This window comes from Mesorhizobium sp. CA4, from assembly GCF_020165075.1.
Classification (GTDB): domain Bacteria; phylum Pseudomonadota; class Alphaproteobacteria; order Rhizobiales; family Rhizobiaceae; genus Mesorhizobium.
Window position 1 is genome coordinate 177,398 of sequence record NZ_JAIUHK010000001.1, and the last position, 25,437, is coordinate 202,834.

General features: G+C 63.1%; 27 protein-coding genes, 1 tRNA gene and 1 pseudogene. 15 read left to right on the forward strand and 14 right to left on the reverse strand.

Translation table 11 applies throughout. From position 1 onward, the window contains the following. Positions 1-49: 49 nt before the first annotated feature. From LB528_RS00860 to LB528_RS00870, 3 genes are all read left to right on the forward strand, one after another. On the forward strand, positions 50-763 hold the full coding sequence (locus tag LB528_RS00860; protein ID WP_224512241.1) for a DNA-3-methyladenine glycosylase I: 714 nt from the start codon (positions 50-52) through the stop codon (positions 761-763). A gap of 271 nt (positions 764-1,034) precedes the next feature. Further along, on the forward strand, positions 1,035-2,714 hold the full coding sequence (locus LB528_RS00865) for an NAD+ synthase (protein ID WP_224713512.1): 1,680 nt from the start codon (positions 1,035-1,037) through the stop codon (positions 2,712-2,714). Between the two features lie 102 nt (positions 2,715-2,816). After that, positions 2,817-3,131 carry a GNAT family N-acetyltransferase gene (locus LB528_RS00870; RefSeq protein WP_318012252.1) on the forward strand — a complete coding sequence of 105 codons (315 nt, stop codon included), beginning with the start codon at positions 2,817-2,819 and terminating at the stop codon, positions 3,129-3,131. Between the two features lie 289 nt (positions 3,132-3,420). Here LB528_RS00870 and LB528_RS00875 read toward each other — a convergent pair whose 3' ends face one another. After that, on the reverse strand, positions 3,421-3,570 hold the full coding sequence (locus tag LB528_RS00875) for a hypothetical protein (RefSeq protein WP_224713513.1): 150 nt from the start codon (positions 3,568-3,570) through the stop codon (positions 3,421-3,423). Here LB528_RS00875 and LB528_RS00880 point away from each other — a divergent pair. Beyond that, positions 3,502-5,307, forward strand: a pseudogene (locus LB528_RS00880) (ABC transporter ATP-binding protein). The gene LB528_RS00875 and the pseudogene LB528_RS00880 overlap by 69 nt on opposite strands. A 302-nt stretch (positions 5,308-5,609) precedes the next feature. After that, positions 5,610-6,776 carry a hypothetical protein gene (locus LB528_RS00885; RefSeq protein ID WP_224713514.1) on the forward strand — a complete coding sequence of 389 codons (1,167 nt, stop codon included), beginning with the start codon at positions 5,610-5,612 and terminating at the stop codon, positions 6,774-6,776. A gap of 151 nt (positions 6,777-6,927) precedes the next feature. Here the strand turns inward: LB528_RS00885 and LB528_RS00890 are convergent, their stop codons facing one another. The 4 genes from LB528_RS00890 to LB528_RS00905 form a co-directional block, all read right to left on the reverse strand. Next, on the reverse strand, positions 6,928-7,416 hold the full coding sequence (locus LB528_RS00890) for an NUDIX hydrolase (protein WP_224512230.1): 489 nt from the start codon (positions 7,414-7,416) through the stop codon (positions 6,928-6,930). A 196-nt stretch (positions 7,417-7,612) separates the two neighbouring features. Beyond that, entirely contained in the window at positions 7,613-8,113 is a 501-nt protein-coding gene (gene gpt / locus LB528_RS00895; protein WP_095765134.1) for a xanthine phosphoribosyltransferase, read from the reverse strand. Positions 8,114-8,300: 187 nt separating this feature from the next. Then, a complete protein-coding gene (locus LB528_RS00900; protein WP_224713515.1) occupies positions 8,301-9,134 on the reverse strand; it encodes a universal stress protein in 834 nt (277 codons plus the stop codon). Between the two features lie 82 nt (positions 9,135-9,216). Then, positions 9,217-9,957 (reverse strand): competence/damage-inducible protein A, encoded by a 741-nt coding sequence (locus LB528_RS00905; protein ID WP_224713516.1) that lies wholly within the window; start codon positions 9,955-9,957, stop codon positions 9,217-9,219. Between the two features lie 87 nt (positions 9,958-10,044). On the opposite strand from LB528_RS00905, the gene LB528_RS00910 reads away from it, so the two are divergent. Both LB528_RS00910 and LB528_RS00915 read left to right on the forward strand, forming a co-directional pair. After that, a complete protein-coding gene (locus tag LB528_RS00910; RefSeq protein ID WP_224713517.1) occupies positions 10,045-10,983 on the forward strand; it encodes an alpha/beta fold hydrolase in 939 nt (312 codons plus the stop codon). Positions 10,984-11,251: 268 nt separating this feature from the next. Next, complete coding sequence (locus LB528_RS00915; RefSeq protein WP_224713518.1) at positions 11,252-11,524, forward strand: hypothetical protein; 273 nt, start codon at positions 11,252-11,254, stop codon at positions 11,522-11,524. Between the two features lie 179 nt (positions 11,525-11,703). On the opposite strand, the gene LB528_RS00920 is transcribed toward LB528_RS00915, so the two are convergent. From LB528_RS00920 to LB528_RS00930, 3 genes are all read right to left on the reverse strand, one after another. Continuing rightward, positions 11,704-11,943 (reverse strand): DUF2188 domain-containing protein, encoded by a 240-nt coding sequence (locus tag LB528_RS00920; RefSeq protein ID WP_140750592.1) that lies wholly within the window; start codon positions 11,941-11,943, stop codon positions 11,704-11,706. Positions 11,944-11,968: 25 nt separating this feature from the next. Next, the gene (locus LB528_RS00925; RefSeq protein ID WP_201410293.1) at positions 11,969-12,247 is read right to left on the reverse strand and encodes a DUF982 domain-containing protein; all 279 of its coding nucleotides are present in this window, start codon (positions 12,245-12,247) and stop codon (positions 11,969-11,971) included. A 160-nt stretch (positions 12,248-12,407) separates the two neighbouring features. Then, entirely contained in the window at positions 12,408-13,511 is a 1,104-nt protein-coding gene (locus tag LB528_RS00930) for an NADH:flavin oxidoreductase/NADH oxidase (RefSeq protein WP_224713519.1), read from the reverse strand. A gap of 283 nt (positions 13,512-13,794) precedes the next feature. Between LB528_RS00930 and LB528_RS00935 the strand changes: the two genes are divergently transcribed. Then, the gene (locus LB528_RS00935) at positions 13,795-14,373 is read left to right on the forward strand and encodes an NUDIX domain-containing protein (protein ID WP_224713520.1); all 579 of its coding nucleotides are present in this window, start codon (positions 13,795-13,797) and stop codon (positions 14,371-14,373) included. A 43-nt stretch (positions 14,374-14,416) separates the two neighbouring features. On the opposite strand, the gene LB528_RS00940 is transcribed toward LB528_RS00935, so the two are convergent. After that, positions 14,417-14,502 (reverse strand) — tRNA-Leu (locus LB528_RS00940). A 207-nt stretch (positions 14,503-14,709) separates the two neighbouring features. Here LB528_RS00940 and LB528_RS00945 point away from each other — a divergent pair. After that, complete coding sequence (locus tag LB528_RS00945) at positions 14,710-15,021, forward strand: hypothetical protein (RefSeq protein ID WP_224512218.1); 312 nt, start codon at positions 14,710-14,712, stop codon at positions 15,019-15,021. Positions 15,022-15,164: 143 nt separating this feature from the next. Here the strand turns inward: LB528_RS00945 and LB528_RS00950 are convergent, their stop codons facing one another. After that, positions 15,165-15,821, reverse strand: coding sequence for an outer membrane protein (locus LB528_RS00950; protein ID WP_224713521.1), 657 nt, complete (start codon positions 15,819-15,821; stop codon positions 15,165-15,167). Positions 15,822-15,979: 158 nt separating this feature from the next. Here LB528_RS00950 and ade point away from each other — a divergent pair, with 158 nt between their 5' ends. Beyond that, positions 15,980-17,797, forward strand: a complete 1,818-nt coding sequence (gene ade, locus LB528_RS00955) for an adenine deaminase (protein WP_224713522.1) — start codon at positions 15,980-15,982, stop codon at positions 17,795-17,797. On the opposite strand, the gene LB528_RS00960 is transcribed toward ade, so the two are convergent. Both LB528_RS00960 and LB528_RS00965 read right to left on the reverse strand, forming a co-directional pair. Next, on the reverse strand, positions 17,794-18,963 hold the full coding sequence (locus tag LB528_RS00960) for an alpha/beta hydrolase (RefSeq protein WP_224713523.1): 1,170 nt from the start codon (positions 18,961-18,963) through the stop codon (positions 17,794-17,796). The two genes, ade and LB528_RS00960, sit on opposite strands and share 4 nt — an antisense overlap. A 106-nt stretch (positions 18,964-19,069) precedes the next feature. Further along, positions 19,070-20,104 (reverse strand): alpha/beta hydrolase, encoded by a 1,035-nt coding sequence (locus LB528_RS00965; protein WP_224713608.1) that lies wholly within the window; start codon positions 20,102-20,104, stop codon positions 19,070-19,072. A gap of 274 nt (positions 20,105-20,378) precedes the next feature. On the opposite strand from LB528_RS00965, the gene ilvA reads away from it, so the two are divergent. Together ilvA and LB528_RS00975 are read left to right on the forward strand one after the other, a co-directional pair. Further along, a complete protein-coding gene (gene ilvA, locus LB528_RS00970) occupies positions 20,379-21,632 on the forward strand; it encodes a threonine ammonia-lyase IlvA (RefSeq protein WP_224713524.1) in 1,254 nt (417 codons plus the stop codon). Continuing rightward, a complete protein-coding gene (locus LB528_RS00975) occupies positions 21,629-22,189 on the forward strand; it encodes a DUF1697 domain-containing protein (protein ID WP_224512210.1) in 561 nt (186 codons plus the stop codon). Before ilvA ends, LB528_RS00975 begins: the two co-directional genes overlap by 4 nt. 34 nt (positions 22,190-22,223) lie before the next feature. Here the strand turns inward: LB528_RS00975 and LB528_RS00980 are convergent, their stop codons facing one another. Then, on the reverse strand, positions 22,224-22,511 hold the full coding sequence (locus tag LB528_RS00980) for a DUF2218 domain-containing protein (RefSeq protein WP_224713525.1): 288 nt from the start codon (positions 22,509-22,511) through the stop codon (positions 22,224-22,226). A 121-nt stretch (positions 22,512-22,632) separates the two neighbouring features. Then, complete coding sequence (gene gloA, locus LB528_RS00985; RefSeq protein WP_095765146.1) at positions 22,633-23,073, reverse strand: lactoylglutathione lyase; 441 nt, start codon at positions 23,071-23,073, stop codon at positions 22,633-22,635. Between the two features lie 262 nt (positions 23,074-23,335). Between gloA and LB528_RS00990 the strand changes: the two genes are divergently transcribed. The 3 genes from LB528_RS00990 (at position 23,336) to LB528_RS01000 (ending at position 25,320) form a co-directional block, all read left to right on the forward strand. Continuing rightward, positions 23,336-23,929: a cold-shock protein gene (locus LB528_RS00990; RefSeq protein ID WP_224512206.1), complete on the forward strand. Its 594-nt coding sequence runs from the start codon at positions 23,336-23,338 to the stop codon at positions 23,927-23,929. Between the two features lie 113 nt (positions 23,930-24,042). Further along, positions 24,043-24,537, forward strand: a complete 495-nt coding sequence (locus LB528_RS00995; protein ID WP_224512204.1) for a DUF192 domain-containing protein — start codon at positions 24,043-24,045, stop codon at positions 24,535-24,537. Between the two features lie 15 nt (positions 24,538-24,552). Further along, positions 24,553-25,320, forward strand: a complete 768-nt coding sequence (locus tag LB528_RS01000; RefSeq protein WP_224512201.1) for an alpha/beta fold hydrolase — start codon at positions 24,553-24,555, stop codon at positions 25,318-25,320. Positions 25,321-25,437: the final 117 nt, after the last annotated feature.

Genomic DNA, 25,437 nt, shown 5'->3' on the forward strand with positions numbered 1-25,437 from the left:
CCGGGTCGGACGTGAAGTGCTAGATTGCGGTGAACAGGCGAGGACAACGATGCTCGATTTCCAGAAAATCCACGCGCGGGCGGCAAAGCGCAAGGGCGGCGAGGCGGTGCTAGCTCCGCTGCTTGGTCCTGCGCCCGACAATGCGGCGGTGGCGAAAGTCCCCGACGACCGTATTCTTTCCACCATGGCCGAGCGCATTTTCGCCGCGGGATTCGTGTGGCGCGTCATCGAACAGAAATGGCCCGGTTTCGAGGAAGCGTTCCTCGGCTTCGAGCCGAAGCGGCTTTTGTTCCAGCCCGACGATTTCTGGCACGAGCTGGCGTCGGACAGCCGCATCGTGCGCAACCCGCAGAAGATCAAGTCGGTGCGCGACAACGCCGCCTTCGTCGATCGCGTATCGAAGGAACATGGCAGCTTCGGCAAATTCATCGCCGGATGGCCGGCGGACGATCAGGTCGGCCTGACCGCGTATCTCGCCAAGCATGGCAGCCGGCTGGGCGGCAACACCGGCCAGTATTTCCTGCGCTGGCTGGAATGGGACACGTTCGTCGTCTCCGCCGACATGGCGGCGGCATTGCGCGATGCCGGCCTCGATATCGCCGAGAACCCGACCTCGAAGCGGGACCTCGACAAGATCCAGGCGCAGATCAACCGATGGTCGGCCGAGACCGGTCTGCCGCGCCGGCACATCTCACGCATCCTGGCGATGTCGATCGGCGAGAATCGCTCGGCGGAGGCGTTGCGCGAATATATGGGCGACTAGGTGGTTGGGATCGATCGGTCTCCATCGATAGGTCAGGGACAAATCGGCTCCGTCGATTAGTCAGGATACGATCTTCGATCGGTGAGGACATGATCGGCTTTGCCGATAGTCAGGATACGATCTTCAATCGATCAGGGACATAATCGGCTTTGCCGATTAGTCGGGATACGATCTTTGATCGATCAGGGACATAATCGGCTTTGCCGATTAGTCCTAAGTGGCACAACCAAACGCCATTGCGGGGCGATTTCAGCCACGCTAAATCCGTTCCATGACCAAGACCGCTCCCGATATCCTGCGTATCGCCGTTGCCCAGCTCAACCCGACCGTCGGTGACGTGGCCGGCAATTTGGCAAAAGCGCGCGAGGCGAGGGCGGACGCGGCGCGCCAGGGCGCCGATCTGGTGCTCTATACCGAGCTCTTCCTCGCCGGCTATCCGCCGGAAGACCTGGTGCTTAAGCCTTCCTTCCTGAAGGCGTGCGAGAAGGCCGCGCAGGATTTCGCCAACGACACGGCCGATGGCGGGCCCGGCGTCATCATCGGCACGCCGCTGAAGCGCCGGTCCGGCACGCACAACTCCGTCGTCTTCGCCGATGGCGGCAAGATCATCGCCGAACGCTACAAGCTCGATTTGCCCAACTATGGCGAGTTCGACGAGAAGCGCGTCTTCCAGGCCGGGCCGGAGCTGCAGGGTCCGGTGAATTTCCGCGGCGTGCGCATCGGCATTCCGATCTGCGAGGACATCTGGGGCGATATCGCCGTATGCGAGACGCTGGCCGAAAGCGGCGCCGAGATCCTTTTGGTGCCGAACGGCTCGCCCTATTACCGTGCCAAGATCGACGTTCGCCACCAGATCGTCATCCGGCAGGTCATCGAAACCGGCTTGCCGATGATCTACGCCAACCAGCTCGGCGGCCAGGACGAACTGATCTTCGACGGCGCCTCGTTCGCCATCGGCGCCGACAAGACGCTTGCCTTCCAGATGAGCCAGTTCGAGGAGGCGGTCGACGTCACCACCTGGAAAAGAAAGGAAGACAGCTGGGTCTGCTCGGAAGGCCCGATGTCGAAGATCCCCGAGCGCGAAGAGGCCGACTATCGCGCCTGCATGTTGGGCCTGCGCGATTACGTCAACAAGAACGGCTTCAAGAACGTGGTGCTCGGCCTCTCCGGCGGCATCGACTCGGCGATCTGCGCGGCTTTGGCCGTCGATGCGCTGGGCGAGGAGCGGCTACGCACCGTCATGATGCCTTACCGCTATACATCGAAGGATTCGCTGAAGGATGCCGAGGACTGCGCGCGCGCGCTCGGCTGCCGCTACGACATCGTGCCGATCTCCGAGCCGGTCGAAGGCTTCAAGCATGCGCTGACGCAGCTCTTCGAGGGCACCCAGGAAGGCATCACCGAAGAGAACCTGCAGAGCCGCGCTCGCGGCACGATCCTGATGGCAATCTCCAACAAGTTCGGGTCGATGGTGGTCACCACGGGCAACAAGAGCGAGATGTCGGTCGGTTACGCCACGCTTTACGGCGACATGAATGGCGGCTTCAATCCGATCAAGGATCTCTACAAGATGCAGGTCTACGCGCTGTCGCGCTGGCGCAATTCGCATGTGCCGCCGGGCGCGCTTGGGCCGTCCGGCGAGGTTATCCCCAAGAACATCATCGACAAGGCGCCGTCGGCGGAGCTGCGCGAGAACCAGACCGACCAGGATTCGCTGCCGCCCTATCCGGTGCTGGACGACATCCTGGAATGCCTGGTGGAGAACGAGATGAGCGTCGAGGACATCGTCGCGCGCGGCCACGACCGGGCGACGGTGACGCGCGTCGAGCACCTGCTCTACATCGCCGAATACAAGCGCCGCCAGGCGGCGCCCGGCGTGAAGATCACCAAGAAGAATTTCGGCCGCGACCGCCGCTATCCGATCACCAACCGGTTCCGGGACCGCGGCTAGTCCGCGAGATTGCGCCGCGCATGCAGGATGTTGAAATCAGTTTCGACCTGTCGCGGATCGATTTTCGGGCAACCTCCGATCTGCTCATGCAAAGCTATTGGGGTGCGTCGCGAACCGACGAGGCCAACCGCCGCGCCTTCGACAACTCGCTTTGCGTCGGCGCCTACCTCGACGGCGAGCAGGTCGGTTCGCCCGCGCATCACCGACTACACGGTCTTCGCCTATCTTGCCGACGTCATCGTCTGGCCGGAGCGTCGTGGGCATGGCCTCGGCAAACGGCTTGTGCAGGCACTCCTCGATCATCCCGATATGAAGACCGTCTCTCATTGGAGCCTTACGACCAGCGACGCTCACAGCCTCTACCAGAAGTTCGGATTCCGGGCGGAAGGGCGCTACATGCGACTGGATCGCTCCTGAGGCCGGCCACAACCCGCCGTTGTTGCAAATTCGTCTCAGTGCTTGGACCAAATGTCGTTTTGGCGACTGGCCGACTTGGCGATCGGCTGATGGCTATCTATAAGAGCCTCTCCGCGATTCCCTTCCGGGAGGACCGTATGGCAGGATTTGACATCGTTATGCGAGGCCGCGAGGCCTAGGTCTGCTCGGGCTTTCCGAAGGTTTTTCGGAGAGCCGGACACAGACAGGCGTTTGCCGCTGCCGGTCGCCGCCTCAGGGCAGGCGGCCTACCATACTGAACCTCCCGCTGTCACAGACGCTGCAACGCGCGGACGCGGGTTTCCAATTCGATTTTTACCGGGACCGGGCTCGTTTGCGCCCGGATGACATCATGGGTCGTTTCAAGATGGATCTGCGCGCGAGCGCCTTTCGCAGCGTGCTTGGCTTCACGTTCAGCCATTGGCAGCGCCAGCCGTGACGGCTTTCGCTCATCACGGGCGCATTCCTGCTCTCGACGCTGGCCGACGTGCTGACGCCTTTCTATTCCGGCCGCCTGGTCGATGCGGTCGCCAGCGGCGCGGGAACCGACGAAGTAGCCTGGAATGCGGCGATGGTGGCGTTCTCGATGTTGGTGGCGCTGGCGCTGGCAGGCGTTGTGCTGCGCAATGCCGCTTTCCTGTGTATCGTCGAGTTGACGCTGAAGATGATGTCGGACATTGCCTCCGATGCTTTCCATCGGGTGCAACGCTTCTCGACGGACTGGCACGCCAAGAGCTTTGCCGGATCGACGGTGCGCAAGATAACGCGCGGCATGTGGGCGCTGGATCTGCTCAACGACACGATCCTGATCGCGCTGCTGCCGTCGGTTGTCATGCTTGTCGGATCGACGCTGCTGCTCGGCTGGTTCTGGCCGCTGATGGGGGCTGTGGTGGCCGCCGGTTCGGTGCTGTTCATCGCTGTCACCGCGATGCTGTCGCTCGGCTATGTCGCGCCCGCCGCGCGGCTCGCCAACAGCTGGGATACGCGGCTGGGCGGTTCGCTGGCCGACGCGGTGAGCTGCAACGCGGTCGTCAAGGGCTTCGGGGCGGAGACCCGCGAGGAAGCGCGGCTGGCACGCGTCGTCGCCAAATGGCGCCTGCGCACCGGCCGCACCTGGATGCGCGGCACTGCGAACGGCACCACACAAGGGGTGCTGCTGTTGGTGATGCGGGCGGCGGTCATCGGCCTTGCCCTCATGCTGTGGGCCTGGGGCCAGGCGAGCGCCGGCGATGTCGCTTTCGTGCTGACCTCGTTCTTCGTGCTGCAGGGCTATCTGCGCGACATCGGCACGCATATCCGCAACCTGCAGCGGTCGATCAACGACATGGAGGAACTGGTCGACTTCCAGTCCGAACCGCTCGGCATCGAGGACCGGCCCGGCGTCCGGCCGATCCGGATCACCGATGGGCACATCGCCTTCGACAAGGTGACGTTCCACTACGGCAATCACCTTCTGCCGCTCTACCGCGATTTCTCGGTCGATATCGCGACGGGCGAACGCATCGGACTGGTCGGGCATTCGGGTTCGGGCAAGACGACCTTCGTCAAGCTGATCCAGCGGCTCTATGACGTGAACGCCGGGCGGATCCTGATCGACGGGCAGGACATCTCGCAGGTCGAGCAGGCGTCGCTGCGCAGCCAGATCGCCATCGTCCAGCAGGAGCCGATCCTGTTCCACCGGTCGCTCGCCGAGAACATCGCCTATGCCAGGCCCGGCGCCAGCCAGGCCGAGATCGAGCATGCGGCCAAACTCGCCAGCGCCCATGATTTCATCACCAGACTGCCCAAGGGCTATGGAACCCTGGTCGGCGAGCGCGGCGTAAAACTGTCGGGCGGCGAGCGCCAGCGCATCGCGATCGCCCGCGCCTTCCTGGCCGACGCCCGCATCCTGATCCTGGACGAGGCGACATCGAGCCTCGATTCGGAATCGGAAGTGCTGATCCAGAAGGCGATGGAGCGGCTGATGGTCGGGCGCACGACGCTGGTGATCGCGCACCGGCTCTCGACGGCGCGGGCGCTCGACCGGCTGCTGGTCTTCGATCGCGGACGTATCGCCGAGGAAGGTTCGCATGACGAGCTGATCCGGCTGAACGGCGGCATCTACCGGCGGCTGTTCGAGCGTCAGGCGCTCGAACTGACGAAGGGCCTCGTCGCCTGAGGAAGGATGGCGCCCGGCCTCTGCCGGGCGCCATCGCCGCAACGCGGTTGCAACCGCTCTCACGCGATGCGGTTAGAGGGGCTCAATATGTTTTTCAAATTACTTTGCATTTAGAAGTTTGGGAAGTTTTATTTTAGATTTTAGCTATTCACGCGATTAAAACAATGATTTGAATGTATTTACAGAAAAGAAAATCAGGTATGGCAGAAGAAGGCTCTAGGAGATTTTTGCAGGAAGCCGATCGCATGGAGACTTCTTTGGGAAGAACGGCAGCCTTTAGCGTTCTGGTCTAGGCATTCACGATGAATCCGGTTTCCGCAAAAGCGAGCCCGGGCAAGGTGGCTGGGCCGTCGGCGCTGGAATCCCATGGTTCGGTTCGGCCTTTAGCCGCCGAGGATCTCGAGCACGTCGCCGCGTTGTTCCTGATGAAGTTTCGCCATCGTCGCCGCCAGCGCGATCGCGCGATCGCGCAGACGGCGGACTATATGAGGAAGCTCTACCTTGATGGGGATAAGAGCAAGGCTCTTGTCCAGATCAACCCGCAGGGCCGATTGGGTGGCTTCATGGGTGTTCTGAAAGCTCGATATGAGCTTAACGGAACGGCATTGAACGCTGCCATCATCGGTCCATTCATGACCGACTCCAGCATCGATCACGGTTGGGCCGGGCCGCAATTGCTGCGTGCCCTGCATCAAAGCGAATTCGACCTGTACCTGACCGATTCCGCCAACCGGACATCCTTGGCCTTCGCGCGTCCGATGAAGTACCAGCTCCTGCCGGTGCATTGTCTGGAATGGACCTGTGTTTTCCGGCCGGGCGCCATGGCCGTCGCCACAGTGCGCCGCAAATGGCCGGGGCTGCCTCGCCTTGCGCTCGATCCTTTCGCGGGAGCATTTGATGCGCTTGCACGAAGAAGGTTCGATCCGCCGGCCCAGCATTCGTCAAGCCAACGTACCCACCGGGAGCCGATCGATGCGGCCCAATTTGCAGAGCGGCTGCCTGTCCTCATGGCCGATTATTCCCTGCGTCCGAGCTGGAAGGATGGCGAGCTGCCGCGGTTGCTCGCGCTGGCGGCCGAGAAGCAGGCCGACGGGCCGCTTCATTTCGGCGGGATTGACGAAGAAACGGGCAAGATGCTGGGGTGCTACGCCTTCTATGGCCAAGCCGGCGGCATCGCGAACCTGTTGCAAATCCAGGCGTCCGGATCCCACTGGGGCGTGACGCTGGATGCTCTCATTGCGGCGGCGCGGGATTTGGGCTGTGTAGGCATTAGGGGCCAGACCCAGAGCAGGTTCATGCCTCAACTCTTCGGCTACAAGAACGTCTTCTTCCATTATGCCGGTGGCACGATGGTCCGCTCGCGCGTTGCCGAAGTCACGGAGGCGGTCCGCTCCGGCGACATCTTCATCGGCGGGTTGATGGGCGATCGTTGGACCCGGCTCAGCTCAGATGATTTCGGCCGCGTCTGACGATCCACGCAATTCCGGACGGAAGGCTACGGCGAAGCCGCCGCCCAGCTAAGACGAAGTCGCCGAGCCCAGCTACAGCGAAGTCGCCGAGCTCAGCTACAGCCAGCCGCCGAGCCTAACCGCTCACACTTTTCCTGGGATTGCTTTTGAATCAGGCGAACTTGTGCGGCGCGGCGCAGAAGCCGGCAATGATCTGGCAAAGGTCAGGTTCGTTGACCATACGGACCGCTTCGTTCGGGCCGACCCATTTGCGGGTGCGCGCGCGTTTCTCTTTCCAGCGATCCGCCACGTGCTCGACATGCAGCGGAAAGACCAGCACCTCGCAAGGCACTTCCTCGCCCGAGGCAAGGACCTTGGCATAGAAATAGCGGCCGGCTTCAAGATGCGAGACGGTGCCGCGCAGCCCGGCTTCCTCGCCCGCTTCGCGAGCGGCGGCTTCGCAAAGCGGTTCCCTGGCCTCCGGCCAACCCTTGGGCAGCACCCAGCGCCCGGTGTCGCGACTGGTGATCAGCATGATCTCGACGCCGTTCTCGCCCTCACGCCAAGGCAAGGCGGCCACCTGCAGGCGACAAGGCGCGACGCCGAAGAGCCGCCGGACTCTCTCGGCCATCTGGTTGTGCGTCGTCGACCTCGTCAACATGGTAAGAAGCTGCCCCAAGCCTCCAGAATCGTTTGCCACCTTACAAATCTTAGGGCGAATTATGGGCTTTAAAAGTAAAAAACTTCACGCTATCGGGAAATGCCACCAGAAAAGGTCATTTGCCCAAGTAGTTGCGCTCATTGGCGCGGTTACAGGACCTGGCTTGAGCCAGATCCTCTCGAACGGTGAAGGCCGCTCAGCCGGCGTGATCGTCCGCGATCGGCTTCTGGTAAGTGAAGCCCATATCCCAGGGAAAGTAGATCCAGGTGTCCTGGCTGACCTCGGTGACGAATGTGTCGACCAGCGGGCGGCCCTTCGGCTTGGCATAGACGGTCGCGAAATGCGCCTTCGGCATCATGGCGCGCACTATGCCCGCCGTCTTGCCGGTATCGGTGAGGTCGTCGATGATCAGCACGCCCGCCCCGTCATCGGCGAGCAGCGGCGGCGAAATCTCCTTCAGGACCTGCAACTGACCCTGGCTGGTGTAGTCATGATAGGAGGCCACACACACCGTCTCGATGACGCGGATGCCGAGCTCGCGCGCGATGATGGCGGCGGGCACCAGTCCGCCGCGCGTGATGCAGACGATCGCTTTCCATTGCCCCTTGTTGGCGCCGGACAGCCGCCAGGAAAGCGCGCGGGCGTCGCGGTGGAACTGATCCCAGGAGACGGGAAAGGCTTTTTCGGGAAGGGACATGGTTCGCGCACTCCGCAAGGCGCGCCGTCGGCGCGCAGAAACACTGGAATGCAGGCGGAATTAGCCGGAAAGCGCCGGGCTTGGCAAGGGGAGGGGCTGGACTCAATGCGCGTCGCGCTGAGACGAATTGAAGCGATGCGCTTTTGCTTGACAGCCTCGAAACCGCTTACGGGTTCGAGACCTACCTTCACCGCGACAGGAAGGCCGCCACATTCGTCGTGCGCAACACCGTGCGGGTGACGCCGCCGAACAGAAGCTGGCGCAGCCAGGAGTGGCTGTAGGCGCCGAGCACCAGAAGATCGGCGCCGGACTCGGTTATCCGCGACTGGATGATATCGTCCACCGAGTAGCCGTCCGATTTCTGCACGGAGACACTGACATTGGCACCATGACGCGACAGCGCCGCTGCGATCTCGGCGCCGGCGGCTTCCGGAGATTCATCGAGCGTCTCCGCCGGGTCGATGACGAGAATGTCCGTCTTGTCGGCCTCGGCGATAAAGGGCAGGGCATCGAACGCGGCCCGGGCTGCTTCCTTGCTGCCGTTCCAGGCCAGCAGCACACGTCTGAAGGTCGTGACCAGTGGCCCGGCATGGGGCACGACCAGCACCGGCCGGCCGGCATCGTAGACCAACGTGTCGACGTCGGCGCCAGGATCGCCGCCGGTGTCGCGCTGCGCGGCAATGATCAGATCGGCGGCGCGCACGCTCGATATGCCGGTCAGCGCGCTGTCGTCGGAGAAGCTTTCCAGGCTACGCCACTCGAAGGACAGGCCGGAGTCCTCGATCCGCTTCATGAAATAGGCCCGCAACTTGTCGGCGCGTTCCTTATTCATCTCGGCCGAGACCTGCAGGAATTCGGTATCCGGGAAGCCGGTGGCCGATGTGTAGGGCACGGGAAGCGCCTCGGCATGGATACCGACGAGATGGCTCTCGAACCTTTCGGCAAGCGGAAGGGCGTAATCGAGGACGCGCTCGGCGTCCTGCTCGTTCTGCAAAATGGCGACGATTGTCTTGAAGCGCATGACTGATCCCTCAATTGTTGCGCTACGCATGCAAAGCAGAGGAACGCCTCAGCGCGTTGACTGGTTCCAGCCGAATGCCCGGTCAGCCTCCCTTGGCCAAGCCCGCCACCATCGCCTCGACGTCGTTGCGCGCGGCCTCGAGCGCTTCCTTGCTGCGGGCTCGGATGACGAGTTCGGTCCAGAACTTGCCGTCGCCATATTTGGGATAGGAGCCGATGATCGTGTCGGGATGCGCCTTCTGGATCTCGGCCAGCGGCCCGCCGATCAATCCTTCGCCGAAGGGACAGTGCACCGTGGCCGACAGCATCTTCGTGCCGGCCCTGAGCGTAGGCACAACATTGTCGAGCATGGCCTGGAAGATCGACGGCACGCCGGCCATGACATGGACATTGCCGATGCGGAAGCCCGGCGCAACGGAGACGGGATTGTCGATATGGTCGGCGCCGCGCGGCATGCGCGCCATGCGCTTGCGCGCTTCGGTGAATTCGATGCCACGCCCGGCATAGCTTGCTTCGAGCAGCGCATAGGCCCTGGCGTCGTATTCGCAGGGCACGCCGAAGGCCTTGGCGATCGAGTCGGCGGTGATATCGTCATGCGTGGGGCCGATGCCGCCGGTGGTGAAGACGTAGGTATGACGAGCGCGTAGGGCGTTCACCGCCGCAACGATCTCGTCCTCCTCATCGGGGACGATGCGCACTTCTTTCAGGTCGATGCCGATCGCCGTCATGATGTCGGCGAGGTGGCCGATGTTCTTGTCCTTGGTGCGGCCGGAGAGGATCTCGTCGCCGATGACGAGCATGGCGGCGGTGACGATTTCAGGCATGGCGGGCTCCGGCACAATAGGTCGCTTGAGATAACGCGGCCGGCGGCCGGCGGCAATGCGAAACCCGGATGTGTCGGATGCGCGCTTGTGGCGGCTGCCGTTGCCGATATGGTGCGGTCGGTCGAGCCGGGTGAAAACATGCTGATATCGATTGTCTTGTGGCTGCTTGCCGGCTTGCTTGCCGTCGTCGTCCTCGTCGTGCTCGCGCTGATGCTTGCGACCTGGCGGATCGCGGCAAAGGCCGAAAGACTGGTGCGGGCTTGCGGAAAATTCGTCGAGATCGACGGCAACCGCATCCACTATGTGGAAGAGGGCGAGGGCAGGCCGATCGTCTTCGTGCACGGGCTCGGCGCTCAGCTCCACCATTTTCGCCATTCGCTGTTCGGGCGCTTCGGTTCTGGCTACCGGCTGATCGCGCTCGACCGGCCAGGCTCCGGCTATTCGGTTCGGGCAAGGGGTGTGACCGGCCGATTGCCCGAACAGGCCGATATCCTGCGGCGCTTCATCGAGGAATTGCGTCTGGAACGGCCACTCATCGTCGGCCATTCGCTCGGTGGGGCCATCGCCCTTGCTCTTGCAGCCGGGCATCCGACAGCGATTTCCGGCATTGCGCTGCTCTCGCCGCTGACGCATCTCGAAGCGAGGATACGTGAGCGGTTTGACCTGCTCTATGTTCCATCGCCGCTGTTGCGCCGCGTCCTGGCCCATACGGTGGCGGTGCCACTTAGCCTTCGTTACGCGCAGCCGACGCTGAGGTTCATTTTCGCGCCGCAAGCGGTTCCCGCGGACTACATGGTCGCCGGCGGGGGCTGGCTCGGGTTGCGTCCGTCCCACTATTTCGCCACCTCCACCGATGTCGTCGCGGTGGAATGGGATCTTGGCGAAATCGAACGGCGTTACCGCGACATTGCGATACCGGCAGGCATTCTGTTCGGGACCGATGACCGGGTCATCGTCGAGGCCGTGCATGGCGAACGATGCTGGATAGGATCGGGGGCCTCGACTTCGAACGGGTCGAAGGTCTAGGCCACATGCCGCAATTCCTGGAATCCGAACGGGTGGTGGCCTTTATAGAACGTGTCGCCGCGCGTGCTTTCGCCGACGCGAAATGAATTCGGCTGGTGGTCACGGCAATGCTTCGCGGTTGATCACGCGGCGTCACACAAAAGTGTCGGACATTCCGTCCCACCCGCAATTTCCGGTGGAACTTTAGCCCCGGCGGCAGGGTTTCGCCTGTGTCGCTGTAGGGCCTCGGCCCCATATATTTTTGCGATTGAGAGAATGGAGAAATCCGATGCTTACAAGACTTATCGCAGCTTCGGCGCTGGTGCTGGCCATGGGTGGCGCGGCCATGGCGCAGTCATCAGATGACTGGTGGTGGTGGCACCGCGACCATCGTCCCGACGTGAGCGAGCAGGCGGACCCCTATACCACAGGCAGCATCAACGGTGGCTCCGGGCTGACCACCCACGGCAATACCGGCGCTATCGGGCCGTGTGCCGACACAACGCCAGGTCCCGATGCCAATTCGCAGCAGAACGTCAATGACAACTACTGCGGCAAATAGGGCCGCATAGTCTCCGGCGGCCGGCATGAAGCCTTGGGCTTTGCCGGTCGCGGAGGCGGTTCCAGTTTGTTGGAGTGTTTTTCTCCGCTTCACAAAACGGCGAAACGCCGACACAGTTCGGGGCAGAAGGCTGCGGCGAGAGCGCCAAGCCTGACCGCTCACACTTTTCCTGAAATGCTTCAGTCAGATACTTCGGTCTGTGGGCGGTCACGGCCGTCGGCGAGTTCATCGTGCCACTTTCCTTCGGCATCCTCATACTGGATGCCGTCCGTGGTGCCGGCGACCTGTTGCTCGGCCGAGGCGATTTCGGCGGCGCGCAGCGCTTCCTGATGCGTGCGGAAAGTTTCAGAGAATGTCGAGCCGACCTTGTAGGCCCAGCCGCCATCATGCTCGACGATCTTGTAAGTCAGCTTCGCCATGGAATCCTCCGGTTAAGAAACCTGCTCAATGCAGCTTTCCGTCGGGCAGCCTGTCTTCAGGAACCAGCACTTCCGATTCCCTGGCCGCCTCGACGAGGGCGCGACGTGCGTCCGCTGTCGAACGATAACCTTCCAGCGCCTTGAGGCAAGTGTCCAGAGCATCTCGATGACGCTCGCCGCGATTGAGCGGCCAAACGGTCATCAGGCACTCGGCTGCTTCGCGGGTGCTTCGGATTTGGCGATATTTGCCGACATGGCCGAGTTCGACCACCACCGGCTTTTCAAAGGGCTTGTTGTCTATCATGGCCGCCAACGTAAAACGGCCAAATTGGTTGCAGTTGTGGCGAGGATCCTGCGCCCAAACGTCTCAGCACACGGCTGATTTCGGGTTTGTTTTGACGCAATTCCAGACGGAAGGCCACGGCGAAGCCGCCGAGCCTGACCGTGTCACACTTTTCCTGAATCTAGCCAGCGGCCTTCATCCAATGCCGCATCGTCGTCACCGAACGTGCCAGCTGCGGCGCGGGATGGATTTCCTCGCCGAAAGCAGCCGCCGCGCGCCAGCCCCAGCGCGGGTCGGCGAGGAAGGCGCGCGCCAGCGCCACCATGTCGGCACGACCGTCGGCCACGATCGCCTCGGCCTGGCGCGGATCGTCGATCAGCCCCACGGCGCGCGTCGGAATGCCGGCGCCGTTGCGCACGGCCTCCGCTAGATGCACCTGGTAACCAGGGCCGGGCGGCACCTGCTGCAGGGGCGAATTGCCGCCGCTGGAGCAGCAGATATAGGCGATGCCCTCGGCCTTCAGCGCCTTGGCCACCTCGATTGCGTCCTCGACGTCGAAACCGCCTTCGACCCATTCCTTAACCGAAAGGCGTGCGCCCAGCATCATGGACGGAGCGGCCTTCCTCACCGCCCTGGCGATTTCGACCGCAAAGCGCATGCGATTTTTCAGCGACCCGCCCCAGCGGTCCGTCCGCTGGTTGGAGAGCGGCGAGAGGAACTGGAAGATCAGATAGCCATGCGCGGCGTGCAATTCGGCAAAGTCGAAGCCGGCGCGTTCGGCGCGCACGGCCGCCTGCGCAAAGCGCGCAATCAGCTCCAGGATCTCGTCCTCGTCCAAAGCATGCGGCACGTTCCAGCCTGTATCATAGGCGATGGCCGAGGCTGAAACGGTTTGCCAGGGATCCTCGCCAGGCTGCAGCGGACCGCCGCCTTCCCAGGGTTTGCGGTTAGAAGCCTTGCGGCCGGCGTGGGCAAGCTGGACGCCGAATTTCGTGCCGCGCGCGGCGACGCGCCTGGCGGCGTCGAGCGTGCGCTTGGCGGCCGCCTCGTTGTCGTCGGAATAGAGGCCGAGGCAGCCATGCGAGATACGTCCGCGCCGCTCGACATCGGTCATCTCGACGGTCACCATGCCGGCGCCCGACATTGCCAGGTTCATCCAGTGATAGAGATGCCAGTCGCTGGCGGAGCCGTCCTCGGCCGAATACTGGCACATGGGGGCAACCGCGATGCGATTGGGGAAGGTGAGGCCGCCGAGGGTGATCGGCTGGAAAAGCGATGATGTCATGAAACGGGCTCCTGGCGAGATACCGCTATCTAGGCAGCCGCGGCGCGTCGCGCCAGACCGAGCCGGTGAGACTCCCGCTGACCAGTCGGTTTCGAGGCCAGTCGGTTTCCAGGCCAGCCGGTTTCCAGGATTGCGTGCGTCACCTTTCGTCGATGGAGCGGTTCTCCGTTCTTCGGATGGAGGACCGCACCATCTTTTTTGTCTTACGCAATTTCGGACGGAAAACCGCTTCACACTTTTCCTGAAATTGCTCTATCCCTTTGCCGCCAACACGGAGGTCGTCATGGAAGATCGCGTTCGCATCCGTTCGGAGGAGGTCCTTTCGGACGACTGGGCGGTGCTGAAGAAGACGGTGCTCGACTATCGCCGCCGCGACGGGCGATGGGAGACGCAGACCCGCCAGACCTACGATCGCGGCGACGGCGCGGTGATCCTGCCCTTCGATCCGCAGCGCTCGACCGTGCTCCTGGTGCGGCAGTTCCGTTTCCCGGCTTACGCCGTGGGCCATCGCGAGCCGCTGATCGAGGCCTGCGCCGGCTTGCTCGACGAAAACGATCCCGAAACCGCCATCCGCAAGGAAGCGGAGGAGGAGCTGGGTTACCACCTGAAGGATGTCGAGCGGCTGTTTTCGCCGTTCATGAGCCCGGGCAGCGTGACGGAGCGGCTCTGGTTCTTCACCGCGCGCTATTCGCCGGCCGACCGCATTTCCGACGGCGGCGGCTCACCGGAAGAAGGCGAGGACATCGAGGTTCTGGAGATGCCGTTGGACGAGGCGCTGGCCGGTATCGCCGACGGCCGCATCGTCGACGCCAAGACGATCATCCTGATCCAGCACCTGAAGCTCAATCCGATAAGGGTTTGACTCTGTCTCGGTGGCCTGCCACCGAAGCTCGAAGAGCGAAGGGTGGTGCGGACGACGGGAATCGAACCCGTACGATCAGAGATCGAGGGATTTTAAGTCCCTTGCGTCTACCAATTCCGCCACGTCCGCAGGCGTGCCCCTTTTCAAATGCCTGATATGAGCCGTCAAGCGATGTTTCCGATCGTCCGCAGTTTGCGCGGGCGGCCATCACGCAGATTTAACATTGGTGATGTTTAAAATGCCAAATTCTCCGAACCGATCCCATTAGCCTTTGTGTGCGAGCATCGGGGCCGGCTTTGATGGTGGACCATGCGTGGGCCAGGCTGGATCAGGGGAGTGCGGGAGGCGGAGGCGCGGCAGCTGCGCAGCGAGATCGATCGGCTCGAGCGGGGTCTGATCGAGGCCGCCAACTCGAAGGCCAAATGGAACCTGCATGAGGTCGCGCACACGCTGCGCTGGCAAAAGGCCCGGCTGCGGCGGCTGCAGGAGTGTCTCGACGCCATGCCTGAAGGAAAAGAGATTCGGACCGATTCTGATAGGCCGGCCGCAAGCATTCAGCCAAGCATGTCCGCCACATCCGCCACGGCGGGGCAGGGCGATTGGAAAGTGGCGCGACCACGGAATTACGGTCTACCGAGGGAACGCTAGTTTCGCGACGCGGCGGATCGATCCGCCGAGGCCGGCGTCTATCAGGCCCCCAACCCAATCCCCCGCCCCCTGCGGGCGCCGGCCACTCTATTTCGACAGATTGATGCGGGAGAGGTCTTTCGCATCGACGCGGCGGCGAAGCCTCAGAATTTATAGCTGAAATTCACGCCCAGCGTCTGCAGCTTCACGTCCTGATCGCGCTCGGTGAAGGTGTTCGAAGCGTCGAAATGCTCCTTGCCGAAATCATAGTAGCGATATTGCGCGCCGACGACGACATTGTTGGTCAAGGCATAGTCGACGCCGGCGCCGATCGTCCAGCCGGTGCTGGTGCGGGTTTCGGTAAAGCCGGTGCCCGCCGCCTGCGAGGTCTCGATGCCGGCGAAAGCCACGCCGCCGATGCCATAGATCAATAAGCGATCCATGGCGTAGCCCGCCTTGGCATTGACCGATCCGAACCACTTGATGTCGGTACCGAATGTGTTTGCCGGGCCGGCGTCGGCGGTGCCGTCGATCGAGGCGTAGTTGAGATCGGCCTCGGCGCCGATCACGGCCTGGTCGAATTGCCAGAGCCCCGCGACATGGCCGCCGACGAAACCGCCGTCGATGTCGGGCTTCACCGAACCGCCCTCGACGCTGATGTCGGACCGACCCCAGCCATAGCCGGCCTGCATGCCGGCATAATAGCCGGTCCAGTCGAACCCGGGCGCGGTCATCGGCAGATTAGTGCCTAGATCCGCCGCCCAGGCAGAGCCGGACAGCAGGGCAAGAAGGCCGGCACTGGCGAGCGTCAGTCGACGCATAGGGCGCTCCGAAATGGCGGTTTCGAGGACTCCTTAGGGCAGACTAGCCCCAATCACGGCGAAACGGAATTGCATCTCTGCAACAGTGGTTTGCGACCTGACGCTCTGGCTCCGGGCGCCGACATTTGCCAAACTGGCCCATGCAGAGGACTCAGCCAATGACGAACGCCAAGCCGACAAGCGCCACACAGCCGAAACCGTGGACCGAAGTGGCGACATATCTGGTCGATGTCGCGATGGGCCGAAAGCCCGCGGAACTGGTCATCCGCAATGGTTGCTGGGTGAACGTCCATTCGGGCGAGATCATCCCCGGCACCGATATCGCGATCGCCGCCGGCCGCTTCGCCTATTGCGGGCCGAATGCCGGCCACGCCATCGGGGAGGGGACCAAGGTCGTCGACGCCGGCGGGCGCTATCTGGTGCCCGGCCTTTGCGACGCGCATATGCATGTCGAGAGCGGCATGGTGACGGTGACGGAGTTCTGCCGCGCGGTGATCCCGCACGGCACCACCTCGATGTTCATCGATCCGCACGAGATCGCCAATGTGCTTGGACTGCCGGGCGTGCGCCTGATGCATGACGAAGCGGTCGCGATGCCGATCAACGTGCATGTGCAGATGCCGTCTTGCGTGCCCTCGGCGCCGGGGCTGGAGCATGCCGGCGCCGAGCTGACGGCCGCCGACGTGGCCGAGGCAATGACCTGGGAAAATATCATCGGGCTTGGCGAGGTGATGAATTTCCCAGGGGTTGCCGCCAACGATCCGGTGATGTCGGGCGAGATCGCCGAGACGGTCAGGGCCGGCAAGACGGTGGGCGGCCATTATGCGTCGCCCGATCTCGGCCTGCCCTTCCACGGCTATGTCGCCGGCGGGGCGGAGGACGACCATGAAGGCACGCGCGCGGAGGACGCGATCGCGCGGGTGCGCCAGGGCATCAAGGCAATGCTGAGGCTGGGGTCGGCCTGGTACGACGTCGCGGCGCAGATAAAGGCGGTGACCGAAGGCGGCATCGACCCGCGCAACTTCATCTTGTGCACCGATGACAGCCATTCCGGCACGCTGGTGCATGAAGGCCATATGGATCGCGTGGTGCGGCATGCCATCAGCCAGGGGCTGAAGCCGGTGACGGCGATCCAGATGGCGACGCTTAACACCGCGCAGCATTTCAGGCTGGAGCGCGAGATCGGCTCGATCGCGCCGGGACGCCTGGCCGATCTTCTGATCGTTTCGGACCTTGCCCAGATGACCATAGACGAAGTCTATGGCCGCGGCGTCAGGCTGGCCAAGGCCGGCAAGCTCGAGATCGACATCGCGGCCTATGACTATCCCCAATCGGCGAAGAATACAGTCAGGCTCGGCAAGAAACTCGCGGCGAAAGACTTCGACATTTTTGCGCCGCAGGGCGCCAACGAGGTGCGGGCGCGGGTGATCGGCGTGATCGAGAACCAGGCGCCGACGCGGGCTCTGGAAGCCGATCTAGCGGTCGAGGACGGGCTGGTCGCCATGGACCGGCGCAACGACATCTGCCAGATCGCCCTGGTCGAGCGCCATCGCGGCACGGGGGGCGTCACCAACGCTTTCGTGTCCGGTTTCGGCTATGTGGAGGACTGCGCGATGGCGTCCAGCGTCGCGCATGACGCGCACCACATCATCGTCGTCGGCACGAACAAGGAAGACATGGCTTTGGCCGTCAACCGGCTGGGCGAGGTGGGCGGCGGCGTCGTGCTTTACTCCAGGGGCAAGGAGCTGGCGCTGGTCGAGATGCCGATCGCTGGGCTGATGTCGGACGAGCGCGCCGAGATCGTCGCGGCGAAGGCCGAGCAACTGACGGAGGCGATGCGCAAGGTCGGCTGCTCGCTCAACAACGCCTACATGCAGCACTCGCTGCTGGCGCTGGTGGTAATTCCGGAGCTCAGGATTTCGGATGTCGGCCTGGTCGACGTGACGACGTTCCGGAAGGTCGACCTGTTTGTTTAGGGTAGGTCACCCCCGGTCGCGATGGTCAACACCTTGAACGGCGTGGTGATGACGACCTCGGCGACCGAACCGACCGCTTTGCCGAGGCCTTGGCCGATATCGTTGAGCTGCGTGGGGTCCGGCTCGTCCGACGCAAGCCCGGCCGGTGTGCGCAGCCGGTTGCCCAGCAATTGCACCAGGATCGGGTTATCGGCGAATTTGGCGTGGTTCAGGCCGTCGCCGCCTTTGGCGCGGGTCAGGTCGACGACCGTCACGCCGTAATCGGCAAGATCGGCGGCGTTGCCGTAGTCGCCGACGCGCGGCTTGTCGCCGGAAATGAAGCTCGACAGCTTCAGCGCACGATCGTCGCCCGAAAGCAGGATGGCGAAGGGCTTGTCGGGCTTGCCGTAGCGGATCATCTGCTTCTTGAAGACATCGACGTCGATGTCGGGCGAGGCGAGGATGACATAGCCGAGCTTGCCGCCGAGATCGCGGTCGCCGGTGATGGCGAGCTGGCGCAGCGCCTCCATCGTCAGCCAGGTGCCCATTGAATGGGCGATGATGTCGATGCTCTTGACGCGCGTCTTGGCGAGCATCCGGAGCGTCGCCTCGAGGTCATCGCGCGCGGCGGTCGAGCTGTCCTTGTCGTAGATATAGCCGGTCGCCTTGGCGCTCGATGCCCATGAGAACAGCACCGGCGTTCCGGGATATTTGGTGTCATGCGCTATCTGCGTGATGCGGTAGATGCCGTCGTCAAAACCGTTGTTGAAGCCGTGCACGAACACCAGGGCGCGGTCGCCGCGCATGGAAATGTCGGCGCCGACCGCCTTGGCGAATTGCCGCGCGTCGCCATAGTGGACGACATCGCTGGCGGTGAACTGCTTGGCCGGATTGGCGTCTGCCGAGCCCTTGGCGCGTTCGATCGCGCCGACCTGATGGATCTTCGGCACGGTGACGTCGACGCGAGCGTAGCTGGTGGTCAGCGAACGGTCCCCGTCGAACACCTGGCGCGGATCCTTGGTCGCCTGCTGGCGGGTGGTGGCGACGAAGATTTCGTGCTTGGCGGCGATATCGGAGGCAGGCGCTGTAACTGTTTTGCGGTTGAGAAGGTCATGCGTGGGACCGGCGCAGCCGGCGAGGGCGAGCGTGAAGGCCAGGCCGACAACGATCTTCACATGCACAGTCACCCGGGATCCCCCAAGGGCGGCAAACCTCTCTTGCTACTCCGATAAAGCCAGAGAGCGGCCGGGTCCAGTTCAAAGTCCCTGTGGCGCGGAACCCGCACCGATACGGTCACTGCGCAGCGAGCTGGCGGATGCGGTCCGTCACGTCGCGATCGCTGGCGAAGCCGTCGTCCTCGCGGAGCCGCTGTCCAATCATCTGCACCATCATCGGGTTGTCGGCGAATTTGGTGTGGTTGAAGCTGTCGGCGCCCTTGACCTTCGAGAGGTCGACCACCGTGACGCCATAGGAAGCAAGGTCGGCGGCATCCCTGTAGTCGCCGACGCGCGGCCGAGCGCCGGCGATCAGGCCCGAGAGCCGCAGCGCCCGGTCGTCATCCGACAGGAGCAGGATGAAGGGCTTGTCCGGCTTGCCGTAGCGGCGCATCTGGCTCTTGAAGACGTCGACATCGATGTCGGGCGAGGCGAGCACCACGTCGCCGAGCTTGCCGCCGAGATCGCGGTCGCCGGTGATGGCGAGCTGACGCAGCGTTTCCATCGTCACCCAGGTTCCCATCGAATGGGCGACGATGTCGATGCGCCGGGCGCCGGTCTGCGCCAACATCCGCAGCGTCACCTCCAGCTGGTCGCGAGCCGCTGCGGCGCTTTCCTTGTCGTAGACATAGTCGGTGGTCTTGGCGCCGGAAGCCCAGGAGAACAGCACCGGCGTGCCCGGATAGCCGGAATCATGGACGATCTGGGTGAGCCGGTAGACGGCGTCGTCGAAGCCGGTGTTGTAGCCATGGACGAAGACCATCACACGTCCGCCGCGGGCGTCGATGTCGGCGTTGAGGGCGCTCGCGAATTTCGGCTGCGTGTCGTAGCCGACGACTTCCGAGGCCATGAAATATTTCGTGGGATCGTTCGACTTGCCGCGCGAACGGCGTTCGATCTGGCCGGTCTGATGAATAGGGGGAACGGTGACGTTGACGCGTGCGTAATTGAGCGTCGCGGAGCGTTCGCCATCGAAGACCTTGTTCGGGTCGTCGGAGCGCTTGCGCGTGGTGGCGATGAAGATCGAGTGGTTGCCGGCGATCTCGGTCGCCGTCGTCGGCACGACGACGCTGCCCAGGATTTCCTGCGTCTGGTGGCCCGCGCAACCCGCCATCAGCAGGGCAAGGGCAATGATCAGAATTGTCTTCAACCGCACGTCGACACTTTCACTGCAATTCCACCGCGACCACAATTGGCCGTCCACCTCCGCGGAAATCTCCCGGACAGGCGAAGTGCGGCCAAAGTAAGTCGTGTCCAGCGGAAATCCGCTCCGTGCCGCACGACCGTCATCGCAGTGTTGCGCGAAAGCCAAAAGGGCGGCAGGAAGGTCTGCCGGCGCGGGACATGGCTGTCATGGCGTACCGCCGAGACCAAATGAGGGACTTCTGTTGAACAGCTTCTCTTCTCGCGTCGCTGCAGCCGCCGAGGCGATCCGCGAAATCTTTCCGGAAACGCCGCTGCAGGAGAACGACTACCTGTCGAAGAAGACCGGCGCCCGCATTCTTTTGAAGCGCGAGGACCTGACGCCGGTGCGCTCCTACAAGATCAGGGGCGCCTTCAACTTCTTCCGCAAGGCGCTCGCCGCCGGCAACAATGCCGAGCTGTTCGTCTGCGCCTCTGCCGGCAATCACGCGCAGGGCTTCGCCTTCGTCTGCCGGCATTTCGGCAAAAAGGGCGTCGTGTTCATGCCGGTGACAACGCCCCAGCAGAAGATCGACAAGACGCGGCTGTTCGGCGGTGATTTCGTCGAGATCAGGCTGGTCGGCGACTTCTTCGACGATTGCTACCGCGCCGCCTTCGAATTCACCGAAAACGCCGGCGCGCACATGGTGCCGCCCTTCGACCACAAGGACATCATCGAGGGCCAGGCGACTGTCGCCTACGAAATCGCGGCCCAGATGCCGGGCGGGCGCGTGCCCGACATTGTCATTCTGCCGGTGGGCGGCGGCCTTGCCGCCGGTGTGACCCACTATTTCGCCGACCAGCATCGCGACCCGCGTTTCGTGTTCTGCGAGCCGGCGGGCGCGCCGAGCCTGCGTGAGAGCCTTGCCGGCGGCAAGTGGGTCAAGCTCGCCAAGGTCGACAATTTCGTCGACGGCGCTGCGGTGGCCGAGATCGGCCGCGAGCCGCTGCGCCATCTCAAGGACTTCACAGCCGATGCCGTGCGGCTGGTTCCGGAGAACCGGCTCTGCGCCACCATGATCGAGATGCTCAATGTCGAGGGCGTCGTGCTGGAGCCGGCCGGCGCGCTGGCGATCGACGCGCTCAAGGATTTTTCGCGCAAGGAGATCAGGGGCAAGACCATCGTCGCCGTCGTCTCCGGCGGCAATTTCGACTTCGAGCGGCTGCCGGACGTGAAGGAGCGGGCGCTGCGCTTCGAGGGGCTGAAGAAGTATTTCATCATCCGCTTCCCGCAGCGGCCGGGCGCGCTGCGCGATTTCCTCGAAATGCTTGGTCCCGACGATGACATAGCCCGCTTCGAGTATCTGAAAAAGTCGGCGCGCAATTTCGGTTCGGTGCTGATCGGTATCGAGACCAAGGACCGGCGCAATTTCGACCTGCTGAAGGCCAATTTCGACGCCGAGGGCGTGCAATATCAGGATATCACCGACAACGAGACGCTGGCTGGGTTCATCATATGAGCGCAAAACAAAGTACGGTTTTCGTCGCGCTGTTTTCCGGCATCAATGTCGGCAGCAACCGCATCGTCAAAATGGCGGAGCTCAAAGCGTTCTTCGAAAGTCTCGGCTTCAGCGATGTCACGACTTATGTGCAGAGCGGCAATGTCGTGTTCCGGGCGAAGAAGGGGGATACGGCGGCGCTAACCAAAGAACTCGAGGCAGCCTTCGAGAAGAAATGGGGCTTCAACTCGCGCATCATGGTGCGCGATGCTGGCTGGTTCGAGCGGCTGGTGAAGGACAATCCCTATCCCGAGGTCGCCGGCGAGCCGACCAAGCTGCATGCCTATGCGCTGGAACGGGAGCCGACCGCCGAGGAGACGAAGCGGCTCGCCGACAAATGCACCGGCCCCGAGCGCTTCGAGATCAAGGGCGACGTGCTTTATCTTCATGCCCCGGACGGGCTCGGCAAATCGGTGTTCGCCAACCTCATCCCGCGTACCTTGAAGGTGCCGGGCACGGCGCGCAACTGGCGCAGCGTGCTTGCGCTGCTGGACATAGCCGGCAAGGCCGGCGGCTGACTGTTCGAGGCACTTTTCCCGGAATTGCTCTGGCTCAGGCGGCCTTTTGCCAGTCGAAGCTCAATTCCTCGCGGAAGGCGAAGCGCTTGATATGGTCGGCGACCACGCTCTCCAGCCTTTCCAGCGAAGCTTCATCGTCGGCGGCCAAAGCGATGTGCAGCGCCTGGTCGTCGGCATCTATCACGGTGCGTCCGATCGAGAGCTGGATGGGGCCGTGCTGCGGGTCGAACTCGACCGGGAATTTGTGCGACCAGTGCTTGCAGAGCTGCTGCAGATAGCGGCTTGCATGTTCGGTGGCGACATCGGCGCGGCTGGTCGGCATGAAATTCTCCTGGCGGATGAAGAAACGCCAGCCTGGACAGGCTGGCGCCAATTCCCGAAAGATAGGCAACGCCCGGCGAAACGCCAGCGGCCACCGGTCAAATCGACGTGGATCGCCGGCTTTACCAGACGCCCGTGTTCGGCATCGAGGCCCACGGTTCGGCCTTCGCCTTGGCGGGGCCCTTCTGCAGCAGCTCGATCGAGATGCCGTCCGGCGAACGTACGAAGGCCATGTTGCCGTCGCGCGGCGGGCGATTGATGGTCACGCCATTGTCCATCAGCTTCTGACAGGTGGCGTAGATGTCGTCGACCTCGTAGGCGAGGTGGCCGAAATTGCGGCCGCCCTTGTAGTCCTCCGGGTCCCAATTGTAGGTCAATTCGATCAGCGGCGCCTTCTCATGGATGCCGCTTTGCTCGTCTTCCGGCGCGGCGAGAAAGATCAGCGTGTAGCGTCCCTGCTCGTTTTCGTAACGGCGCACCTCCTTCAGGCCGAGCTTGTTGCAGTAGAAATCGAGCGACTGGTCGATATCGGCGACGCGGACCATTGTGTGCAGATAGCGCATGGCGGCTTCCTCGGGCTGTTGGGGTTGCCAGGCAACATAGGGGCCACCCGGCGAAAGGGCAATCGTCCGACAATTGCGGCGCTGCGGCTGATTTCGGACCCCCGCCGTTCGTCCTTAGGAAGCGCCGGCAAACAACATTTCAGCCTTTCCGCAACTGAACGGTGAAAAAAGGCACGTCAGCCCTTGCACACCCTGGAAGCCGCAGTGTTAATCTCTTGGCAAGAATCAGTTGCAGTTCAGTTGGAAAAAAGGGGGCATTCTTATGGGGGAAAAAGCCTCTTTTACGAGGCGGGACGGAAGCCTTGACGACGCCTTGCAGCGGGACAATGGCGGCGATGCCGCCGAGCTTGTCGAAATCGCCGGCGCGATCAAATGGTTCGACGTGGCCAAGGGCTACGGCTTCATCCTTCCGGACGACGGCGTCTCGGGTGATATTCTCCTCCATGTGACTTGTCTTCGAAGGGACGGTTTCCAGACGGCGCTCGAAGGCGCGCGGGTCGTCTGCCTGGTGAAACAGGGCGAGCGCGGCTTGCAGGCTTTCCGTGTCCTGTCCATGGATGCCTCGACGGCGGTGCACCCGGCAGAGCAGGAACAGCGCACCCACGTTACCGTGAGCCCTGAGAGCGGCCTCGAGCGGGCCTTGGTGAAGTGGTTCAACCGCACCAAGGGTTTCGGCTTCCTGACGCGGGGCGAGGGGACGGAAGACATCTTCGTCCACATGGAGACCTTGCGGCGCTACGGCATAACCGAGCTCCGCCCCGGCCAGGTCGTGCTCGTCCGCTTCGGACGCGGCGACAAAGGCCTTATGGCCGCCGAAATCCACCCCGATATGGGCACCTTGTCGGTCTCGCACTAAGGTCTCTCGACGCAGTCGAGAAGTTCCTTTGCCGCGGGCCGACCATATTGTCCAAAAACCGGTTCCACTTCTCCGGATCATGGTCTAGGACGAGGGTCTGGACGAGGTACCCCATGGCTCATCGCAATTGGCTGACTGCGGGCGCGCTCTGCGCCGCGATCGTTTTCGCCGCCTGTTTCATCGCCGCGAAGCCGAGTTCGGCGGATGCGATGCTGCTGCCCACCGACCGGACGCCGCTGGTGGTGTCGACCGGCTCCGGTGATCGTTCCTTCTCCATCGAGATCGCCGATACCTCTGCCGAACGAGAGGCGGGACTGATGTTTCGCCAGACCATGGCCGACGATCACGGCATGTTGTTCGTCTTCGAAAGAACCGATGAGGTGGATTTCTGGATGAAGAACACGCCGATGGCGCTTGACCTCATCTTCATCGGCCAGGACGGCAGGATCAAAGCCATCAAGCGCGGCGAGCCCGAATCCGAAGCGATCATCTCGCCCGGACAGCCGGTGCGCTTCGTGCTTGAGCTGAAGGCGGGTACGGCCGCCAAGGACGGCATCAGGGAAGGCGATCTTTTGCGCCATCCGGCTATCGGCTCCAGTTCCAACTGAGAAGCAGTTCCGCCGATGGATTTCCTTTCGCATGACGGTTTCGAACTCGCCTATCTCGATCGCCAGCCGGCCTCGGGACAGGGCGACCCGGTGCTGATGATCCATGGCTTTGCCTCCAGCCACTATGTCAACTGGGTCTCGCCGGGCTGGTTCAAGACGCTGAACGACGCCGGCTACCGGGCGATCGCCTTCGACCATCGCGGCCACGGCTCGTCGTCGAAGAGCTATGAGGAGGCCGATTACACCCCTGAAAAAATGGCGTCCGACGCGGCCGCGCTGCTCGATCATCTCGGCATCGAGCGCGCGCATGTCATGGGTTATTCGATGGGCGCGCGCGTCTCGGCTTTCCTGGCGCTCTCCGATCCGGAGAAGGTCGCGACGCTGGTGTTCGGCGGTCTCGGCATCGGCATGGTCGACGGCGTCGGCGACTGGGATCCGATCGCGGCTGCCCTGCTGGCGGAAGACCCTTCCCAGACCACACATCCGCGCGGGCGCTCCTTTCGCGCTTTCGCGGATCAGACGCGCAGCGACCGTCGCGCGCTTGCGGCTTGCATCGCAAAGTCGCGCGAGTTGCTCAGCGAGGATGACATGGCCCGCATCGCCCAGCCGACGCTGATCGCCGTCGGCACCAAGGACGATATCGGCGGCTCGCCGGACGAGCTTGCCGCCCTCATGCCCAACGCCAGGGCCTTTCACATTGAGGGACGCGACCACATGCTCGCCGTCGGCGACAAAAGCTTCAAGCAGCGCGTACTCGAGTTCTACGCCGAAAACCCGCTCTGAGCGCGCGGCGCTCCTCGGCTCGCAATGGTCGATCTTCTCGTCACCTATATGGAGATGCTGGCGCCGCCGCAGGGCGCACCGCTTGCGTCGCGGCGTTCGGGATCTACCCCGGAGGAT

Bases quoted from the DNA above. Each gene is read 5' to 3' on its own strand.
- LB528_RS00930 (WP_224713519.1), bottom strand. From the start codon at position 13,511: ATGACATCATCGCTTTTCCAGCCGATCACCCTCGGCGGCCTCACCTTC.
- LB528_RS00875 (WP_224713513.1), bottom strand. From the start codon at position 3,570: ATGGCTGAACGTGAAGCCAAGCACGCTGCGAAAGGCGCTCGCGCGCAG.
- LB528_RS00905 (WP_224713516.1), bottom strand. From the start codon at position 9,957: ATGCCTGAAATCGTCACCGCCGCCATGCTCGTCATCGGCGACGAGATC.
- LB528_RS00995 (WP_224512204.1), top strand. From the start codon at position 24,043: ATGGCTCATCGCAATTGGCTGACTGCGGGCGCGCTCTGCGCCGCGATC.
- LB528_RS01000 (WP_224512201.1), top strand. From the start codon at position 24,553: ATGGATTTCCTTTCGCATGACGGTTTCGAACTCGCCTATCTCGATCGC.
- LB528_RS00885 (WP_224713514.1), top strand. From the start codon at position 5,610: ATGAATCCGGTTTCCGCAAAAGCGAGCCCGGGCAAGGTGGCTGGGCCG.
- LB528_RS00900 (WP_224713515.1), bottom strand. From the start codon at position 9,134: ATGCGCTTCAAGACAATCGTCGCCATTTTGCAGAACGAGCAGGACGCC.
- LB528_RS00890 (WP_224512230.1), bottom strand. From the start codon at position 7,416: ATGTTGACGAGGTCGACGACGCACAACCAGATGGCCGAGAGAGTCCGG.
- LB528_RS00965 (WP_224713608.1), bottom strand. From the start codon at position 20,104: ATGGCGGGTTGCGCGGGCCACCAGACGCAGGAAATCCTGGGCAGCGTC.
- LB528_RS00865 (WP_224713512.1), top strand. From the start codon at position 1,035: ATGACCAAGACCGCTCCCGATATCCTGCGTATCGCCGTTGCCCAGCTC.
- gloA (WP_095765146.1), bottom strand. From the start codon at position 23,073: ATGCGCTATCTGCACACAATGGTCCGCGTCGCCGATATCGACCAGTCG.
- LB528_RS00980 (WP_224713525.1), bottom strand. From the start codon at position 22,511: ATGCCGACCAGCCGCGCCGATGTCGCCACCGAACATGCAAGCCGCTAT.
- LB528_RS00920 (WP_140750592.1), bottom strand. From the start codon at position 11,943: ATGGCGAAGCTGACTTACAAGATCGTCGAGCATGATGGCGGCTGGGCC.
- LB528_RS00935 (WP_224713520.1), top strand. From the start codon at position 13,795: ATGGAAGATCGCGTTCGCATCCGTTCGGAGGAGGTCCTTTCGGACGAC.
- LB528_RS00950 (WP_224713521.1), bottom strand. From the start codon at position 15,821: ATGCGTCGACTGACGCTCGCCAGTGCCGGCCTTCTTGCCCTGCTGTCC.
- LB528_RS00990 (WP_224512206.1), top strand. From the start codon at position 23,336: ATGGGGGAAAAAGCCTCTTTTACGAGGCGGGACGGAAGCCTTGACGAC.
- ade (WP_224713522.1), top strand. From the start codon at position 15,980: ATGACGAACGCCAAGCCGACAAGCGCCACACAGCCGAAACCGTGGACC.
- LB528_RS00860 (WP_224512241.1), top strand. From the start codon at position 50: ATGCTCGATTTCCAGAAAATCCACGCGCGGGCGGCAAAGCGCAAGGGC.
- LB528_RS00915 (WP_224713518.1), top strand. From the start codon at position 11,252: ATGCTTACAAGACTTATCGCAGCTTCGGCGCTGGTGCTGGCCATGGGT.
- LB528_RS00925 (WP_201410293.1), bottom strand. From the start codon at position 12,247: ATGATAGACAACAAGCCCTTTGAAAAGCCGGTGGTGGTCGAACTCGGC.
- LB528_RS00975 (WP_224512210.1), top strand. From the start codon at position 21,629: ATGAGCGCAAAACAAAGTACGGTTTTCGTCGCGCTGTTTTCCGGCATC.
- gpt (WP_095765134.1), bottom strand. From the start codon at position 8,113: ATGTCCCTTCCCGAAAAAGCCTTTCCCGTCTCCTGGGATCAGTTCCAC.